This is a genomic window from Pseudomonas sp. LBUM1649 (assembly GCF_059716155.1).
The window spans coordinates 1,575,161-1,592,386 of record NZ_CP166807.1 but is presented as its reverse complement, the minus strand read 5'-3'; the positions used below and the strand labels follow the sequence as shown (position 1 = coordinate 1,592,386).

The following is a 17,226-nucleotide window of genomic DNA, read 5'->3' as shown; positions in this document are numbered from 1 at the left end:
CACTTTGCGTTCAGATGAGAATCAGCTCCAGAAGCCAGGCTTTTTTCGCAAGGATTCGCCCATGTCTCGCTGGATCAAACACATCGCCTTTGTGCTCATGTTCTCCCTTGCCCTCGGCGCGTGCAGCCGCATGGGCCTGGCCTATCGCAACCTCGACGTGATCATTCCCTGGACGCTCAGCGATTACCTGGACATGAACGGTGAGCAGAAAAGCTGGCTCAACGAACGCCTGAAGGAACACCTGAGCTGGCATTGCACAACACAAATGCCGGGGTATCTCGACTGGCTGGACCGCTTGCAGACCATGATCGCGACCAATCAGGTAACCGATGCCGCGCTGCAGGCTCGCAAGGCGGAAGCCGAAGCAGCGATTGCCGAGACGGCACGGGAAATTACGCCATCAGCCATCGAATTGCTGCAAGGCCTGGATGACAACCAGGTCGCAGAAATGAACGAGGCCTTCGCCAAGGACCAGCGCAAGCGTCAGGAGCGATACCTGAAACCGTCGCTGGACCAGCAGATCAAACAGCGTGGCGCGCGTATGGAGAAACGCCTGAATGAATGGCTCGGGCCACTCAGCGTCTCTCAACAACAGCGAGTCATGGCCTGGTCGAATGCCTTGGGCGACCAGAATACGCAATGGATCGCCAACCGCATCCACTGGCAAAAACAGTTCAGTGCCGCCGTGGCGCAGCGCCAGACGCCTCAATTCCCACAGCGAATCGAGACGCTTCTGGTCAACCGCGAGAGCTTATGGACACCGGCCTACCGCCAGGCCTTCGCCGAGACCGAAGCCCAGGCGCGGGCGCTGTTTGTGGATTTGATGGCGGAAAGTACGCCGCAACAACGTCAGCGCTTGTTGACGAAGATCGAGGGTGTGAAGAAGGACTTCAGTGATTTGAAGTGTCTCAAATCAGCCAAACAGGGTTGAATGCAACGAATACCCTGTGGGAGCGAGCCTGCTCGCGAAGACGGACTAACAGCCAACATCATCATTGAATGTTAAATCGCTTTCGCGAGCAGGCTCGTTCCCACAAGGGCATCATATAAGATCAGGCAATTTGCGCCTTCGAAGCCACTTCATCGAACGTCACTTCGTCCAGTGCATCTTCCTGGTCATCCAGCACCTGCCGCGGATGGTCATTGCCCGGAATGCCGCTGTCGATCAGGCTCAACAACCTCGAACCACGCATCGTCAAAATGTAATTCGAACCGGTGCCTCCCTGCTCCTCGGGCCGAGGCTCGATATAACCGCGCTGGAGCAGTAACTTTTCATACTCGCCGGCCACCGCTTTCAAGTGGTCCAGGTTCTCAGTCTGCTCACCTTCCGATGCTTTCTGCGCGGCGTACTGCTCAGCGTAGGGCCGTGGCGTAAAGCTGCTCGCACCGTTCTGCACTTCATGCAGCAAGCGCTCAATCAAATCCCAGTTGTAAGTTGTCATCCTGATTCAACCTCCGGTGGCCGTGAGTGAGAGGGCCTTCATAGGTTGTGACAGAAGTGTACGGCAGCCGTTCAGCCCGCGTTTTTACCGCTACCGACCGGCGGTATGTCGAATTACCGGCAGGTCAAACGACTAGGCTGTGTAAGTCACTTCCCCGCATCACGCAGGAGAAAGCCCAATGAATATTCAGAATCACCCGGTCGTGTCCCGGGAAGAATGGCTCGCCGCCCGCAAGCAACACCTCGTCCACGAAAAGGCTTTCACCAAGGAACGAGACAGGCTCAGTGCCGAGCGCCGCGGCCTGCCCTGGGTGAAAATCGACAAGGACTACCACTTCCAGGGACCTGACGGCGAACTGAAGCTTGCCGACCTGTTCGGTGGCCGCAGTCAGTTGGTCATTTACCATTTCATGTTCGCTGACGGCTGGGACGAAGGCTGTCCCGGTTGCTCCTTCCTCTCCGACCACATCGACGGAGCCAACCAGCACCTGGCGCACCACGACGTCGCGGTGGTGGCGGTGTCCCACGCGCCGTTCGCCGAATTCCAGGCGTTCAAGCAGCGCATGGGGTGGAAATTCGACTGGGTGTCGTCCGAAGGCTGCGATTTCAACTACGACTTCGGTGTGACGGCCCGCCCCGAAGACGTCGCCGCCGGAAAGGCCACTTACAACTACGAAAAAACCGACGGATCAGAAGAAGAATTGCCCGGCCTCAGTGTGTTTTATCGCAACGAAGCCGGCGAGATTTTCCACACCTACTCGACTTATGCACGCGGCCTGGATCTATTGGTTGGTACTTACAACTATCTCGACCTGATGCCCAAGGGGCGCAACGAAGAAGAAATCATGGATTGGGTGCGGCATCATGATCGGTATGAGGAGAAGGCGCCGACGAGCTGCTGCCATGGTGGATAGACCTCAAAACCGAGTCGTGACCCTCAGGGGATGGCGGTGAACTTTTTCCCTCCAGCAGCCCTCAACCGGTTAACCCGCCTTAACCGGAACTGAGGCCCGACAGATGAAAATCCTGCTGAAACTCACCCTCGCAACCACCCTCGCCTGCGCCCTGCCCGTTTGGGCCTGCACGCCAGAGGAGGCCACCCTCAAACGCGAGCAGCTGGCCAAGGAAGTCACCAAGCTCACTGAACAGAACCCGGCCAAGGCCAAGGAGATCAACGACGAGTTGCAGAAGATGGACCTGGGCACTGCCTCCAAGGATTTGCCGGATAAGTGCCAGTTGATCGATCAGCGGCTCAAGGAATTGGATACGGCCGAGAAGAAAACCGAGAGTTAAAGACCTGTAAAAAAACCCTGACAGTGTCCGTAATACTGTTCACTTAAGCGTGGGATTGTATAAGAACTGGATTGGGGGGATATCCATTGCTGCGGTAACGGCCTCTTATGGTTTCGCCCTTACGGCGACTCACTTTTCCAAACGCCGAAAAGTAAGCAAAAGGCTTTGCCCCACCACTCGGTGCCTCGCTGTGGCTCGGCATGCCCTCTCTCCGGCATTACTCCGTGGGTCGCCGCGATGGGCCATCCATGGCCCAGCGCGGCTAAACCGGCGTCCTGCCGGTTTACCCACTGCGCAATGCCTGCGTTCGGCCATCGTGGTTTAACGGGGCGCCCAAATCTAAAGCAAAAGCGAGGCGGCCTGACAGCCGACCTGACTTTTGCAGATACCCCAATCCCCTGTGGGAGCGAGCCTGCTCGCGATGGACGTCAACGATTACGCGCCCTGTCTGGATGATCGCGTTGTCCGGACGTTTTTCGCGAGCAGGCTCGCTCCCACAATGGGATCGCGGACAGACCTGCAATCAGGTCGGCTATAAGGCCGCCTCGCTGTTGCTGTTGCTTTGGTTTTTGATTTTCTTGCCACATCACGCCCTGAGCCTGTCCGTCAACCTGAGACTACCTCCATCGGCGCCTCTACCAACGTTGATCCGCGCTGGGCCATGGATAGCCCAACGCGGCGGGCCCTGTAGGAGCGAGCCTGCTCGCGATGGTCGTCAACGATGACGCTGGGCACCTGACACCCCACGGTGCTCTCAGGTTCATCGCGAGCAGGCTCCCTCCTACAGGGCTCTTCCAAGTGACTCGCAGTAAAAGCGAAACCCTAAGTGGCCGTTACCGCAGCAACGGATATACACCCAATCCAAATATGCACCTGCAGCCCCCAACCTAAAGTGAACAGCATTAGGACCTGTCCGGGTTTCTATTGGGCTAGCCGAGGCGCTTATTCAGCCGCCGGCGCTTCCGGCTTGCGGCGCTTGAGCGGGGCCATGCCGTCTTTGCTGACCAGTGAGTCGCTCTTGGGGCGGTTGACGCTCTTGCGTTTGGTCGGGGTCTTGGCGGTGACTTTTTTCTTGTCGCCCTTGGCGTCGGTTTTTTTCTTCTTCACCCCGACGGCCTTGCCGGAGGCCTTGACCTTTTTCGGTCCGCCGTAAGTGCCCTTCACTTCCTTGATGGTGCGTCGCTCGAAGCTCTGCTTGAGGTAGCGCTCGATGCTCGACATCAGGTTCCAGTCGCCGTGGCAAATCAGCGAGATGGCCAGGCCATCGTTGCCGGCACGACCGGTACGGCCAATGCGGTGCACGTACTCGTCACCACTGCGCGGCATGTCGAAGTTGATCACCAGGTCCAGGCCGTCCACATCCAGGCCGCGAGCGGCGACATCAGTGGCCACCAGGATTTTCACCCCGCCCTGCTTCAGACGGTCGATCGCCAGTTTGCGATCCTTCTGGTCTTTCTCGCCGTGCAGGACGAACGCTTTGTATTCCTGCGCCACCAGGCGGCCGTAGATGCGGTCGGCCATGGCCCGGGTGTTGGTGAAGACGATGGCCTTCTGATATGTCTCGTTGGCCAGCAGCCAGTTGACGATCTGTTCTTTGTGCTGGTTGTGGTCAGCGGTGATGATTTGCTGACGGGTCGTTTCGTTGAGCTGGCTGACCGCATTGAGCTGCAGGTGCTCAGGGTTGTTCAGGACCTTGGCGATCATCTCGCGCAGACCGGAACCACCGGTGGTGGCGGAGAACAGCATGGTTTGCTGACGGTTGGTGCACTCGTCCACCAGACGCTGCACGTCTTCGGCGAAACCCATGTCGAGCATGCGGTCGGCTTCGTCGAGCACCAGCACTTCGACTTCCTTGAGGTCAAGGTTGCCGGCATTCAGTTGCTCGATCATCCGCCCCGGTGTACCGATCAGGATGTCCGGCACCTTGCGCAGCATGGCCGCCTGGACCTTGAAGTCTTCACCGCCGGTGATCAGGCCAGACTTGATGAAGGTGAACTGCGCGAAGCGTTCAACTTCTTTCAAGGTTTGCTGGGCCAGCTCGCGGGTTGGCAACAGGATCAGGGTCTTGATGCTGACGCGGACTTTGGCCGGGCCGATCAAGCGATTGAGGATCGGCAAAACAAATGCAGCGGTCTTGCCGCTACCGGTTTGCGCTGTCACCCGCAGGTCACGCCCTTGGAGCGCCAGCGGAATAGCCGCTGCTTGCACAGGCGTTGGCTCGACAAATTTCAGCTCGGCCACGGCTTTGAGCAGGCGTTCGTGCAAGGCGAATTCGGAAAACACGGGTGCTACCTCGAAGAAATGCAAAAAAACAGCTGCATAGGGTACCGGTTTCGAGCGCGTAGGCCGAGTTTCTTTGTGAAAATGTTGCCTCAGGGTCGGAATCGACTGGCTCCAACCGCCCTTCAAAGCAACACCTACTATACCTTCCCTGTGATTATTGACATGTTTTGTGGAGCATAACGAGACTATGGCATTGAAACAATAGAATATAGCAAGTAGAAACTTCCAGCTCTGACTATCAAGGTTTTTGTCAGCATCAGAAAAAAAACAACAACTAGCAAATACAAAACCGCATGGGAGTGGTTCAAAAGCTCAAATTGAACTCACCCCCAATTTCAATTGACACACCTCAAAAAGCCTTATCAGCCAACACAAAATACAAGCCCACTAATACCCCCAAACAACATTATCGATATACACTAGCTCGGAAGACTCATAATGCCTAAACGATACGTACTCAATGCCCCGCGCACTCTCAATCAAAACCTGCGCCGGCGGCTGAGTAATACCACCATTCCCAGGCCATCTAATGCCGATAGAATCAGGAATACCAACCTCCTTATAGAAATATACCGAATTACTTGAAACGGGTTGCCCAACCATGGAAAACGTAAATAATGAAACTGGAGTTGCAAATTTGAAGCGTACAGAACATTTACGAAGATTGAAGCAACGCTCCCCCCAACTTGGATCAGGGTTCGGCAAAGAATTCAGTGAGGCGCGCGCAATGGCATCAGACTGATAGGACATGCTTTCAATAATCACCCCATCACCCAAATCATATTGGTAAGGTTTTTCTAGAAGATCAAATTCTTCATTGAATTCAGCTCTACCAGTGCCCTCAACCTTCTTAACTGAATAGAAGACCGGAGGAATCTCTACAACGCTGCCTTCATCACTACATAGGGCGATTTCGCTTCTCACACTAAATTCGCTATTTGGTGCAAGTGCCTCGAACCAGCTTCGACGAAGGGCGCTACTCACACCTTCCTTAGCTTCCTCATCCGTAATCACCTCACCACTTCTAACTAGTAGCGGCTTAGCACCTTCGCTTTCAATGCGCACCGTTACACGCTGCCCTTTTTTACCACATGGAGGCCATGGACCAAATGTACAGGTAGGATCTCCGCTGAATGTATCGAGAATTAGTAGATCACCGAAAGCTTCATGAATTCGTGGCATCCAAGGGTAAATTGGTCTCGACGTAATTATCTGTTCTTTTACTTCAGCATTCTGCTTCATATAAAAAGTCCTTTGTGATAGCAACACCGACAAAGGTAGGTGTGCAGGCCACATTGAACTGCCACTATCATTTCTTCGTCTACTGTCATATATGACAGGTTCGACAAATGGTAGAAATCTCCTATTTAGGCGTTCTCTCTGGAACTCATGCTCACTCACATCCACTCAGCAATATGAGCTCTCCGATGTTTTCATGCTCTAATCCAACCCGTCGCGTCTTACAGAAGAATCGTTTTTGCCCATGGATATCAAACAGCTCTGGCTCAACGCCCAAGACCTTTGGGGTGCCCTTGACCAGCATCCGCTCGTGCATGCCAGCCTGGCACTGATGGTGTTGTTGGTCATTGCGCTGGCCCTCGGACGAGTGGCGCGCTACCTGATCCTGCACGCCAGCAAAATACTGGGCCGTCAGCCGGCGCTGCACTGGATCAACGATTTGCGTCACAACAAGGCCTTTCATCGACTCGCGCAGATCACGCCGTCGCTGGTGATCCAGTTCGGCCTGCACCTGGTACCGGAGCTGAGTAAAACCGCGATGGTATTTCTCGGCAATGTGGCGCTGGCGTTCACCATTCTGTTCCTGCTGCTGTCGATCGCGGCCCTGCTCAATGCCCTGCTGGACATCTATGCCCGCACCGAACACGCCCGCACGCGCTCGATCAAAGGCTATGTGCAACTGGCGAAAATGGTGTTGTACGTGTTTGGCGCGATCATCATCGTCGCCACATTGATCGACCGTTCGCCGCTGTTGCTGCTATCGGGCCTGGGCGCCATGTCGGCGGTGATCCTGTTGGTCTACAAGGACACCCTGCTGTCGTTCGTCGCCAGCGTGCAGCTGACCAGCAACGACATGCTGCGGGTCGGCGACTGGATCGAGATGCCACAGGTCGGTGCCGATGGCGATGTAGTGGACATCACGCTGCATACGGTCAAGGTGCAGAACTTTGACAAGACCATTGTTTCGATCCCGACCTGGCGTCTGATGTCCGAATCATTCAAGAACTGGCGCGGCATGCAACAGTCCGGTGGCCGGCGGATCAAGCGCAGCCTGTTCATTGACGCCAGTGGCGTGCGGTTCATCCGCAATGATGAGGAGCTGAAGCTGTCCCAGGTGCATCTGCTGACTGACTACATCAGCCGTAAACAGGCCGAACTCAAGGCCTGGAACGAAGCCCAGGGCAATGTCGCGGCGATGTCGGCCAACCGCCGGCGCATGACCAATATCGGCACTTTTCGCGCCTATGCACTGGCGTATCTGAAGAGCCACCCGGAGGTCCAGCCGAACATGACCTGCATGGTTCGGCAAATGCAGACCACGGCGCAGGGCATACCGCTGGAAATCTACTGCTTCACCCGCACCACGGCGTGGGCCGATTACGAGCGGATTCAGGGGGATATTTTCGATTACCTGCTGGCGGTGTTGCCGGAGTTTGGGTTGAGCCTTTATCAGCAGCCGAGTGGGACAGATCTTCGCGCCGGACTTTTGCCGGCGGTGTTGGGCGCGAGCCACATCCCCGAGCCGGAAAAACACGTCATGTAACACCGCAATCCCTGTAGGAGCGAGCTTGCTCCCACATGGGCTTAGTGTGCGATTGCTGGTTGGCGTACACCCAACCGGCTAATCCACACCGCCATCAGAATCACCGAACCACCCAGCAACAACCGACCCAGCTCTTCATGCTGATTCCAGATCAGCAGGTTAATCAGCAGCCCCACCGGCACATGCAGGTTGTTCATCACCGCCAGCGTCCCGCCGTTGACCAGACACGCGCCCTTGTTCCACCAGTACAACCCCAACGCGGTCGAGACCAGGCCGAGGAACAGCAGCACGCCCCATTGCAGCGGTGCTTCAGGCAGGAAGTTCTGTTTGCCGAACAGCAGGAACGCCGGCAACGCCACCGCCAATGCGCCCAGGTAGAAATAACCGAAGCGCCGGTAATGCGGCAGATCGCTTGGATGACGCGCCACCAGGTGTTTATAAAGCACCTGCCCGGCGGCGTAGGTGAAGTTGGCCAGCTGCAGCAACAGGAACCCCATGAAGAAATCCGGGTTGATCCGGTCGAAGCGAATCACCGCCGCGCCCATTACCGCCACCAATGCCGCCACCAACGCCCATGGATTGAAGCGCCGGTTCAGCGCGTCTTCGATCAGGGTCACGTGCAGCGGCGTGAGGATGGTGAACAGCAGCACTTCCGGTACCGTCAGCACGCGAAAGCTCAGGTACAGACAGACGTAGGTCACACCGAACTGCAACGCACCGATCAGCAACATGCCGCGCATGAACGCAGGCTCCACCGAACGCCAGCGGGTCAGCGGGATAAACACCAGTCCCGCCAGCAGCACGCGTATCAGCACTGCGAAGTAACTGTCGACATGACCGGCCAGGTATTCGCCGATCAGACTGAAGGAAAACGCCTGGATCAGCGTGACAAAAAGTAGATAGCCCATGCTCGCCTCGTTTCGAATGGCGGCGAAGATAACGGGTTTTGCCAGTTATCGCGAACAGTCAACCGATACAAAATCCCAGGCAAAAAAAAGCCCGATCTCGCTAAAGCGTTCAATCGGGCTAGAGCACTCAGGTGCAACAAGTGCAAAGGGAGGTTCGATGCGCGTGCAGGCTTGAAGGGTTGCGCGCCAGGTCACTAGACCATCCGGTGATTATCTGGCGATTAACGGCTCAGGCCACCTGGGAAAGCTTGGCGTTCGCCTGGTTCAGGCCTTTCTCCTGGAAGTCGCCGCCCAGGTTCATGCCTTCGGCGTGGATGAACGTCACGTCGTGGATGCCGATGAAGCCCATGACCTGACGCAGGTAGGGTTCCTGGTGATCCGCGGTACTGCCGGCGTAGATCCCGCCGCGAGCCGTCAGGACATAAGCGCGCTTGCCACTGAGCAAACCCTGCGGGCCGGTTTCGGTGTACTTGAAGGTCACACCGGCACGCAGCACATGGTCGAGCCAGGCTTTGAGGGTGCTCGGGATGGCGAAGTTGTACATCGGCGCGGCCATCACCAGCACGTCGGCGGCGAGCAACTCGTCCGTCAGCTGGTTGGAGCGTTCCAGGGAAATCTGTTCGATGTCGCTGCGCTGATCGGCGGGTTTCATCCAGCCGCCCAACAAGCTGATGTCCAGATGCGGCACCGGGTTGACGGCCAGGTCACGAACGGTGATCTGGTCGCCGGGGTGAGCGGCTTGCCACTGGCTGATGAAGGTCTGGGTCAGTTGACGGGAAACCGAATCTTGCTGACGGGCACTGCTTTCGATGATCAGAACGCGGGACATGGGCTGTAGCCTCCATCTGAGAATGCTGTAAGTCGATGGAGTGAAGGTTAAACAGAGTTATATCGATTAAAAAGCGCAAATAACTGCTATAACCGATCAAGAAATTCGTTTATAAGCGGAGCATCAGCGATTGGCGTGCTCCGCTGGATGTCATTTCGGCTTGCAGGTCATGGTGATGTACAGCTTGATGATCTTGCGGTTGAACTTGGCTGAAAGATCCGCGCTTCTACCCGCGTCGAGATTGACTCTGCGGGTTTTTGGCGATTCAGGACCGTTGCGAAACACCACCGCGCATTCGGCAGCGGTGTCGCCGTAGTTGTTCACGGTGATCGAGCCCATGTCGTAATCGGAGGCGTAGGTGGTGTAGTCGATCTTCAGTCCATTGAGCTCTTTCTGTACGTCGATCGGATAAGCAAACGCAGTCAGGGGCATCATCGCCAGTAACACACTACAGATTTTTTTCATTCAGCAGTCTCCAATAAGAACTGCGCAGCTTAGGACAACAGGAGCCCATCATGAAAGCGCCCCGCGTGACCCTTGATCAATGGCGAACGCTTCAAGCCGTGGTCGACCACGGCGGCTTCGCCCAGGCCGCCGAAGCGCTGCACCGCTCGCAATCGTCGGTCAGCTACACCGTGGCGCGCATGCAAGACCAGCTCGGCGTGCCGTTGTTGCGCATCGACGGGCGCAAAGCGGTACTCACCGAGGCTGGCGGCGTGTTGTTGCGCCGCTCCCGGCAGCTGGTGAAACAGGCCAGTCAGCTCGAAGACCTGGCCCATCACATGGAGCAAGGCTGGGAAGCCGAAGTGCGCCTGGTGGTCGATGCCGCCTACCCGAGCGCCCGTCTCGTCCGCGCGCTGACCGCGTTCATGCCGCAAAGCCGTGGCTGCCGCGTGCGTCTGCGTGAAGAGGTGCTGTCGGGTGTGGAGGAGGTCCTGCTCGAAGGTGTGGCCGACCTGGCCATCAGCGGTTTCAGCATTCCCGGTTACCTGGGCGCGGAATTGAGCGACGTCGAGTTCGTCGCGGTCGCCCATCCGGAACACCCCCTGCACCGCCTCAACCGCGAACTGAATTTCCAGGACCTGGAAAGCCAGCTGCAAGTGGTCATCCGCGACTCCGGGCGCCAGCAACCGCGGGACGTCGGCTGGCTCGGTGCCGAACAACGCTGGACCGTCGGCAGCCTGGCCACCGCCGCCACTTTCGTCGGCAGCGGCCTGGGGTTCGCCTGGTTGCCAAGGCACATGATTGAACGGGAACTCAAGGAAGGTACTCTCAAGCTGCTACCGTTGGACCAGGGCGGCAGCCGCAACCCGAGTTTTTACCTGTACTCGAACAAAGACAAACCGCTCGGCCCGGCGACGCAGATTCTTATCGAGCTGCTGCGCACGTTCGACACCGCACCACTGGACGCACCGTTCGCCGCCCCAGAACAAGCCTGACACGGAGGTAACGCATGGCCTACTTCGAACACGAAGGTTGCAACCTGCACTATGAGGAATATGGCCACGGCACGCCGTTGCTGCTGGTCCACGGCCTGGGTTCCAGTACCCTGGACTGGGAAGAACAGATCCCGACGCTGGCCGCCCGCTACCGGGTGATCGTCCCGGATGTGCGCGGCCACGGGCGCTCGGACAAACCCCGCGAGCGCTACAGCATCGCCGGGTTCAGCGCCGACCTGGTGGCGCTGATGGAGCACTTGAACCTGGAGCCCGCCCATTACGTAGGGTTGTCGATGGGTGGCATGATCGGCTTTCAACTGGGTGTGGATCAGCCGCAATTGCTCAAGAGCCTGTGCATCGTCAATAGCGCACCCGAGGTCAAGTTGCGCAGCCGCGACGATTACTGGCAGTGGTTCAAGCGCTGGAGCCTGATGCGTGTACTCAGTCTTCACACCATCGGCAAGGCCCTGGGTGGCAAACTGTTCCCCAAACCCGGGCAGGACGATTTGCGACAAAAGATGGCCGAGCGCTGGGCAAAAAACGACAAACATGCTTATCTCGCCAGCTTCGATGCCATTGTTGGCTGGGGGGTTCAGGAACGACTGTCGAAGGTCACCTGTCCAACCCTCATCGTCAGCGCCGACCGCGACTACACGCCGGTCGCGTTGAAGGAAAACTACGTAAGACTGCTGCCGAATGCGCGGCTGGCAGTGATCGCCGATTCGCGTCACGCCACCCCGCTGGACCAGCCCGAACGCTTTAACCAGACGCTGCTGGAGTTTCTCACCGCAGTCGACACCACCCATCAGGATCACTGACCCATGCTGAAAAAAATCGCCCTAGTCGCTGGCTCCGTTCTGTTTGCCGCCAACCTGATGGCGGCAACGCCTGCCAAGGCGCCGCACGTACTACTGGACACCACCAACGGCCAGATCGAAATCGAACTGGACCCGGTCAAGGCCCCGATCAGTACCAAGAACTTCCTTGAGTACGTGGACAGCGGCTTCTACAACAACACGATTTTCCACCGCGTGATTCCGGGCTTCATGGTCCAGGGTGGCGGTTTCACTCAACAGATGCAGCAAAAAGAAACCAAGGCGCCGATCAAGAACGAGCACAAGAACGGCCTGGTCAACGTTCGTGGCACCTTGTCCATGGCCCGTACTTCGGTACCTGACTCGGCCACCAGCCAGTTCTTCATCAACGTCAAGGACAACGATTTCCTCGACCAGGGTGATGGTTACGCGGTATTCGGCAAAGTGGTCAAGGGCATGGACGTGGTGGACATCATCGTCAACTCGCCCACCACCGTGCGTAGCGGCATGAAGGATGTGCCCGCCGACCCTGTGTTCATCAAGTCGGCCAAGCGCATCGACTGAGACTAAGCTGGACAAGGATGTCCGAGCCGTTGCCGGTGTTGCCGGCAACGCTCAAACCGTTTGAAGGAGAGCCCGTTCGCGGGTGAATAACCGATGCTTTATCGCCGTTTTGAAAAACTGATCGACGTATTCCGCGACGCCCCGACAGCCGCACCGCCGGATCGGGTCCTGCCTTTCTATACCTACTACCTCAAGCAGGTCTGGCCGAGTTTCGCCGCCCTGCTGTTCGTCGGCCTGTTCGGCGCATTGATCGAAGTGGCGCTGTTCAGCTACCTGAGCCGCATCATCGACCTGGCCCAAGGCACGCCAAACGTCGACTTCTTCAAGGAACACGGTCTCGAACTGACCTGGATGGTGGTAGTGGCGCTGTTCCTGCGTCCGCTGTTCGTCGGTCTTCATGACCTGCTGGTGCACCAGACCCTGAGCCCCAGTATGACCAGCCTGATCCGCTGGCAGAACCACAGCTACGTGCTCAAGCAGAGCCTGAATTTTTTCCAGAACGACTTCGCCGGTCGTATCGCCCAACGCATCATGCAGACCGGCAACTCCCTGCGCGATTCGGCGGTGCAGGCGGTGGACGCGCTGTGGCATGTGCTGATCTACGCCATCAGCTCGCTGGTGCTGTTCGCCGAAGCCGACTGGCGCCTGATGATCCCGCTGCTGACCTGGATCATCGCCTTCATCAGCGCGCTCTACTACTTCGTGCCACGGGTCAAGGAACGTTCGGTGGTGTCCTCCGACGCGCGCTCCAAACTCATGGGGCGGATCGTCGACGGCTACACCAACATCACCACCCTGAAGCTGTTTGCCCACACCCATTTCGAGCAGCAGTACGCCCGCGAAGCGATCAAGGAGCAAACCGAAAAAGCCCAACTGGCCGGCCGTGTCGTCACCAGCATGGACGTGGTCATCACCAGCATGAACGGCTTGCTGATCGTCTGCACCACCGGCCTGGCCCTGTGGCTGTGGACACAGTCGCTGATCACCGTGGGCGCCATTGCCCTGGCCACCGGGCTGGTGATCCGCATCGTCAACATGTCCGGCTGGATCATGTGGGTGGTCACCGGCATCTTCGAAAACATCGGTATGGTCCAGGACGGGTTGCAAAGCATTTCGCAGCCGGTCAGTGTCACCGACCGTGACCAGGCCAAGCCGCTGGCGGTGGCCCGTGGTGAAGTGCGTTTCGACAATGTGGATTTCCACTACGGCAAACAGAGCGGGATCATCGGCGGACTCAACTTGACGATTAAACCTGGCGAGAAGATCGGCCTGATCGGTCCGTCCGGCGCGGGCAAGTCGACCTTGGTCAATCTGCTGCTGCGCCTCTACGACGTTGAGGGCGGGCGCATCCTCATCGATGGCCAGAACATTGCCGACGTCAGCCAGGAAAGCCTGCGCGAACGCATCGGCATGATCACCCAGGACACCTCGCTGCTGCATCGCTCGATCCGCGATAACTTGTTGTACGGCAAACCCGACGCCACCGATGCCGAACTCTGGGAAGCGGTGCACAAGGCCCGGGCCGACGGGTTCATCCCGCTATTGTCGGACGCTGAAGGCCGCAGCGGTTTCGATGCCCACGTCGGGGAACGCGGGGTGAAGCTTTCCGGCGGCCAGCGCCAGCGCATCGCCATCGCCCGCGTGCTACTCAAGGACGCGCCGATCCTGATCATGGACGAGGCTACGTCGGCACTGGATTCGGAGGTTGAAGCGGCCATTCAGGAAAGCCTGGAAACCCTGATGCAGGGCAAGACCGTGATCGCCATCGCCCACCGGCTCTCGACCATCGCCCGGATGGACCGGCTGGTGGTGCTGGAGAATGGCAAGATCGCCGAGACCGGCACTCACGCCGAGCTGCTGGCCCATGGCGGTTTGTATGCGCGGTTGTGGCAGCACCAGACGGGCGGGTTTGTCGGGATCGACTAAGTTTCAGGTCCACGTCCCTGTAGGAGCGAGCATGCTCCGGGCGGCGCTCCGACGATGGTCGTCAACGATGACGCGGGGTGCCTGACACCCTGTGGTGATCTCGAGTTCATCGCGAGCATGCTCGCTCCTACAGGGGACTGGCGTTCAAGCTTGGCGATAAGGCAAGGCTGTCCTCGCATCCTCGGCATAGGCCAGCACACCCAGGCGCTCCTGGTGGAGGAAGTCCTTGACCGCGGCTTTCAACCCAGGATGGCGCAGGTAGTGCCAGGAATGGGTGATCACCGGTTCAAACCCGCGAATCAACTTGTGTTCGCCCTGGGCTCCGGCATCAAAGCGCTGATAACCGTTGGCAATCGCGTAGTCCATGCCCTGGTAGAAACACGTCTCGAAATGCAGGCGATCGAACTCCGCCAGGCAGCCCCAATAACGACCGTAGAAACTGTCGCCGCCGACCAGGCTGAAAGCCATCGCCACGGGACGTGAGCCTTGTTTGGCCAACACTACTCGAATCGCCTGTGGCATGCGTTCGGCCAACAGGCTGAAAAACTCCCGCGTCAGATAAGGTCGTTGCCGGCGAACTGCGTAAGTGTTGGCGTAGCAGGCGTAGACGAAATCCCACAGCGACTCAGTCAATTCCCGGCCTTCGAGCCATTCAAAATCGATACCCTGCCCCGCCACTTGCTCGCGTTCCTTGCGCATCTGCTTGCGCTTGCGTGAACTGAGTACGTCGAGAAAATCCTGGAAATCCCGATAGCCACGGTTCTGCCAGTGATACTGACAGCCGATGCGTTGCAGCCAGCCAGGTTGTTCGGCCAGTGCGGCGTCGGTGAACGGATCGCTGAAGTTGATATGGGCACTGGAGAGTTGTTCGATCTCCAGGTAGCCCGGCAGACTCTTGAGTAATTCGAAACCGTCTTCGACCCTGGCCGCCAGCAAACGCGGGCCGCTGACCGGGCTGAACGGCACGGCAGTCAGCAGTTTGGGGTAGTAATCGATCCCCGCACGCTCACAGGCATCAGCCCAGGCGTGATCGAACACATACTCGCCGTAGGAATGCCATTTGCGGTAGCTGGGCAACGCAGCGATCAGTCGATCGCCTTCGACGTGTAGCAAATGTTCGGGTTGCCAGCCGGAATGGGGGCCGACACTGCCACTGTCTTCCAACGCGCCGAGAAACCCATGACGCAGAAATGGCTGATTCTCGGGTACCAGCGCGTCCCACGTTTGCGGCTCGATTTCGGACAGACTTTGCAGGCGTTGCAACGGCATCACCATTCTCACTCTTCATGGCGTGAAAGCCCCGCGAGTATCGCCTATTGGTGCGCTTTGCACACGGGCGTTTGGACGACAGCGCTCTAGATCAATAGTTCGCAACGACTTTGTATCGTCACAGACATGCCATCATCTTGCCACCGCACTGTCATAAACCATCGCGATACTGGCGCCTGTTTTTAGAGCGCCGGGTTATATCCGGCCACTGTTTTCCGTCCACTCCATGGTCGGTTGTGCCCAGGATGGTCCAGCCATCCACTCTCATCTTCGGAGATTGATATGCGTCTTGCTTCCACGAAAACTGCGGCGGCCTTGTGTGGCGGCCTGCTGCTGGCCATGAGTGTTCCGGCCAGCGCCGCAGTCGACGCCAAACTGCTCGACATGCTCAAGGCTAACGGCTCGATTACCAACGCCCAGTACAGCGAATTGCAAGCCGAACTGGCAAGGGATCAGAAAGACCAGCAAATCGCCCGTCAGGCTCAGCAAGAGACCAACGAGCAGATCGCGGCCACCGCGAAGAAAACCAATGAGCTGAGCACCTTCGACCAGAAACTGGCGTGGGCTGCCAAGACCCAATTCAAGGGCGACGTGCGTTTCCGTCAGGAAAACGTTCACAACGATGGTGTTTCCAACAACAAAGACAGCGATCGCCAGCGCATTCGTGCCCGCCTGGGTGCGTTCAGCGAAATCAACCCGCAAGTGGACACCGGCATCCGTATTGCCACCGGCAGCAGCGACGACGCTCGCTCCACCAACCAGGACCTGAACAACTACTTCGACAAGAAGCAGATCTGGCTGGACCTGGGTTATGTCGATTACCACCCCAACGCCATCAAGAACCTGCACGTGATCGGCGGCAAGATGCTGCAACCGTGGGTGAGCATGGGCGACATCATCTGGGATAGCGATATCAACCCCGAAGGCCTGGCCCTGACTTACAAATACCCGCTGGGCAACACCGAACTGTTCGGTAGTGCCGGTCACTACACCCTCAAGGACAACGTCGACGGCGAAGGCGTGCAATTCAAGCACGACCTGCGTCTGTACGCTGGTCAGTTGGGTGCGCGTTTCGCCATTACCGACAACCTGAAAATGACCGTGGGCGGCAGCCTCTACAACTACGACAACGACGAAGACAGCACCTGCACCGCGACCACCTCGCCATGCGCACTGGCCGTCAACGGTAACAGCCCGGGCGAAGAGTTCCGTCTGTGGGAAGGTTTCAGCCAGATCGACATCGGCGGCCTGCCAATGCCGCTGTCGCTGTACGGCCAGTACGTACACAACGCCGAAGCCAGCAACGATCGGGACACTGGCTGGCTGGCCGGCGTCAAGACCAAGATCTACGGCTTCGGCCTGGACTACAACTACCGCGACGTGCAGCAGAACGCGGTGGTGGGTGCCTTCACCGACTCTGACTTCGCCAACGGCTTCACCGGTTCGCGCGGCAGCAAGCTGAAAGTCAGCTACGAGCTCGACAAGAACTTCACCCTGGGTGCGACGTACTTCATGGCGAACTCCGACTACACCAACGCCAGCGTCAACCTGAAAGACTCCGACATCAACACCCTGCAACTGGATGCCGAAGCGAAGTTCTGATTTACCCCGCTACACGACTCCGGCAAGGATGCCTGAGTTGCTTTTACAAACTCGCGTTGCTGTATCGGTCCCCAT

The 17,226-nt window shown here is 57.8% G+C and carries 16 protein-coding genes and 1 pseudogene; 10 read left to right on the top strand and 7 right to left on the bottom strand.

From position 1 onward, the window contains the following. Positions 1-61 precede the first annotated feature (61 nt). Positions 62-931, top strand: coding sequence for a DUF6279 family lipoprotein (locus ACA058_RS07335; protein WP_497638506.1), 870 nt, complete (start codon positions 62-64; stop codon positions 929-931). Positions 932-1,052: 121 nt separating this feature from the next. On the opposite strand, the gene ACA058_RS07330 is transcribed toward ACA058_RS07335, so the two are convergent. Beyond that, positions 1,053-1,442 carry a transcriptional regulator gene (locus ACA058_RS07330; protein WP_497638505.1) on the bottom strand — a complete coding sequence of 130 codons (390 nt, stop codon included), beginning with the start codon at positions 1,440-1,442 and terminating at the stop codon, positions 1,053-1,055. Positions 1,443-1,620: 178 nt separating this feature from the next. Between ACA058_RS07330 and ACA058_RS07325 the strand changes: the two genes are divergently transcribed. The 3 genes and pseudogenes from ACA058_RS07325 to ACA058_RS07315 all read left to right on the top strand — a co-directional run. Beyond that, complete coding sequence (locus ACA058_RS07325; RefSeq protein WP_497638504.1) at positions 1,621-2,355, top strand: DUF899 domain-containing protein; 735 nt, start codon at positions 1,621-1,623, stop codon at positions 2,353-2,355. Positions 2,356-2,458: 103 nt separating this feature from the next. Continuing rightward, complete coding sequence (locus tag ACA058_RS07320) at positions 2,459-2,734, top strand: hypothetical protein (RefSeq protein ID WP_497638503.1); 276 nt, start codon at positions 2,459-2,461, stop codon at positions 2,732-2,734. 708 nt (positions 2,735-3,442) lie between these two features. Further along, a pseudogene (locus ACA058_RS07315) lies at positions 3,443-3,520 on the top strand (outer membrane lipoprotein carrier protein LolA); the annotation flags it as partial. A 156-nt stretch (positions 3,521-3,676) separates the two neighbouring features. Here the strand turns inward: ACA058_RS07315 and ACA058_RS07310 are convergent. Beyond that, positions 3,677-5,017: a DEAD/DEAH box helicase gene (locus tag ACA058_RS07310; RefSeq protein ID WP_497638502.1), complete on the bottom strand. Its 1,341-nt coding sequence runs from the start codon at positions 5,015-5,017 to the stop codon at positions 3,677-3,679. Between the two features lie 387 nt (positions 5,018-5,404). Continuing rightward, entirely contained in the window at positions 5,405-6,259 is an 855-nt protein-coding gene (locus tag ACA058_RS07305; protein ID WP_497638501.1) for a hypothetical protein, read from the bottom strand. Positions 6,260-6,500: 241 nt separating this feature from the next. Between ACA058_RS07305 and ACA058_RS07300 the strand changes: the two genes are divergently transcribed. Continuing rightward, positions 6,501-7,799, top strand: a complete 1,299-nt coding sequence (locus ACA058_RS07300; RefSeq protein WP_497638500.1) for a mechanosensitive ion channel family protein — start codon at positions 6,501-6,503, stop codon at positions 7,797-7,799. Positions 7,800-7,840: 41 nt separating this feature from the next. Here the strand turns inward: ACA058_RS07300 and ACA058_RS07295 are convergent, their stop codons facing one another. The 3 genes from ACA058_RS07295 to ACA058_RS07285 form a co-directional block, all read right to left on the bottom strand. Further along, positions 7,841-8,707: a carboxylate/amino acid/amine transporter gene (locus tag ACA058_RS07295; protein WP_497638499.1), complete on the bottom strand. Its 867-nt coding sequence runs from the start codon at positions 8,705-8,707 to the stop codon at positions 7,841-7,843. A gap of 229 nt (positions 8,708-8,936) precedes the next feature. Then, complete coding sequence (locus ACA058_RS07290; protein WP_497638498.1) at positions 8,937-9,536, bottom strand: FMN-dependent NADH-azoreductase; 600 nt, start codon at positions 9,534-9,536, stop codon at positions 8,937-8,939. A 150-nt stretch (positions 9,537-9,686) separates the two neighbouring features. Then, positions 9,687-10,001 (bottom strand): 3-phosphoglycerate kinase, encoded by a 315-nt coding sequence (locus ACA058_RS07285; protein WP_497638497.1) that lies wholly within the window; start codon positions 9,999-10,001, stop codon positions 9,687-9,689. Positions 10,002-10,051: 50 nt separating this feature from the next. Here ACA058_RS07285 and ACA058_RS07280 point away from each other — a divergent pair, with 50 nt between their 5' ends. The 4 genes from ACA058_RS07280 (at position 10,052) to ACA058_RS07265 (ending at position 14,280) form a co-directional block, all read left to right on the top strand. After that, the gene (locus tag ACA058_RS07280; RefSeq protein ID WP_110964427.1) at positions 10,052-10,975 is read left to right on the top strand and encodes a PA3225 family LysR-type transcriptional regulator; all 924 of its coding nucleotides are present in this window, start codon (positions 10,052-10,054) and stop codon (positions 10,973-10,975) included. 14 nt (positions 10,976-10,989) lie between these two features. Then, on the top strand, positions 10,990-11,793 hold the full coding sequence (locus tag ACA058_RS07275) for an alpha/beta fold hydrolase (RefSeq protein WP_497638496.1): 804 nt from the start codon (positions 10,990-10,992) through the stop codon (positions 11,791-11,793). Between the two features lie 3 nt (positions 11,794-11,796). Further along, positions 11,797-12,354 (top strand): peptidylprolyl isomerase, encoded by a 558-nt coding sequence (locus ACA058_RS07270; protein WP_497638495.1) that lies wholly within the window; start codon positions 11,797-11,799, stop codon positions 12,352-12,354. A gap of 93 nt (positions 12,355-12,447) precedes the next feature. Beyond that, positions 12,448-14,280, top strand: a complete 1,833-nt coding sequence (locus ACA058_RS07265) for an ABC transporter ATP-binding protein (RefSeq protein ID WP_497638494.1) — start codon at positions 12,448-12,450, stop codon at positions 14,278-14,280. Positions 14,281-14,424: 144 nt separating this feature from the next. On the opposite strand, the gene ACA058_RS07260 is transcribed toward ACA058_RS07265, so the two are convergent. Beyond that, on the bottom strand, positions 14,425-15,549 hold the full coding sequence (locus ACA058_RS07260; RefSeq protein WP_497639876.1) for a GNAT family N-acetyltransferase: 1,125 nt from the start codon (positions 15,547-15,549) through the stop codon (positions 14,425-14,427). 282 nt (positions 15,550-15,831) lie between these two features. On the opposite strand from ACA058_RS07260, the gene ACA058_RS07255 reads away from it, so the two are divergent. After that, positions 15,832-17,151, top strand: coding sequence for a putative porin (locus tag ACA058_RS07255; RefSeq protein WP_497638493.1), 1,320 nt, complete (start codon positions 15,832-15,834; stop codon positions 17,149-17,151). The last annotated feature ends 75 nt before the right edge of the window (positions 17,152-17,226 follow it).

Excerpts from the sequence above, each read along its gene's own strand:
- ACA058_RS07335 (WP_497638506.1), top strand. The coding sequence starts at position 62 with ATGTCTCGCTGGATCAAACACATCGCCTTTGTGCTCATGTTCTCCCTT.
- ACA058_RS07330 (WP_497638505.1), bottom strand. The coding sequence starts at position 1,442 with ATGACAACTTACAACTGGGATTTGATTGAGCGCTTGCTGCATGAAGTG.
- ACA058_RS07325 (WP_497638504.1), top strand. The coding sequence starts at position 1,621 with ATGAATATTCAGAATCACCCGGTCGTGTCCCGGGAAGAATGGCTCGCC.
- ACA058_RS07320 (WP_497638503.1), top strand. The coding sequence starts at position 2,459 with ATGAAAATCCTGCTGAAACTCACCCTCGCAACCACCCTCGCCTGCGCC.
- ACA058_RS07305 (WP_497638501.1), bottom strand. The coding sequence starts at position 6,259 with ATGAAGCAGAATGCTGAAGTAAAAGAACAGATAATTACGTCGAGACCA.
- ACA058_RS07300 (WP_497638500.1), top strand. The coding sequence starts at position 6,501 with ATGGATATCAAACAGCTCTGGCTCAACGCCCAAGACCTTTGGGGTGCC.
- ACA058_RS07295 (WP_497638499.1), bottom strand. The coding sequence starts at position 8,707 with ATGGGCTATCTACTTTTTGTCACGCTGATCCAGGCGTTTTCCTTCAGT.
- ACA058_RS07290 (WP_497638498.1), bottom strand. The coding sequence starts at position 9,536 with ATGTCCCGCGTTCTGATCATCGAAAGCAGTGCCCGTCAGCAAGATTCG.
- ACA058_RS07285 (WP_497638497.1), bottom strand. The coding sequence starts at position 10,001 with ATGAAAAAAATCTGTAGTGTGTTACTGGCGATGATGCCCCTGACTGCG.
- ACA058_RS07280 (WP_110964427.1), top strand. The coding sequence starts at position 10,052 with ATGAAAGCGCCCCGCGTGACCCTTGATCAATGGCGAACGCTTCAAGCC.
- ACA058_RS07275 (WP_497638496.1), top strand. The coding sequence starts at position 10,990 with ATGGCCTACTTCGAACACGAAGGTTGCAACCTGCACTATGAGGAATAT.
- ACA058_RS07270 (WP_497638495.1), top strand. The coding sequence starts at position 11,797 with ATGCTGAAAAAAATCGCCCTAGTCGCTGGCTCCGTTCTGTTTGCCGCC.
- ACA058_RS07265 (WP_497638494.1), top strand. The coding sequence starts at position 12,448 with ATGCTTTATCGCCGTTTTGAAAAACTGATCGACGTATTCCGCGACGCC.
- ACA058_RS07260 (WP_497639876.1), bottom strand. The coding sequence starts at position 15,549 with ATGCCGTTGCAACGCCTGCAAAGTCTGTCCGAAATCGAGCCGCAAACG.
- ACA058_RS07255 (WP_497638493.1), top strand. The coding sequence starts at position 15,832 with ATGCGTCTTGCTTCCACGAAAACTGCGGCGGCCTTGTGTGGCGGCCTG.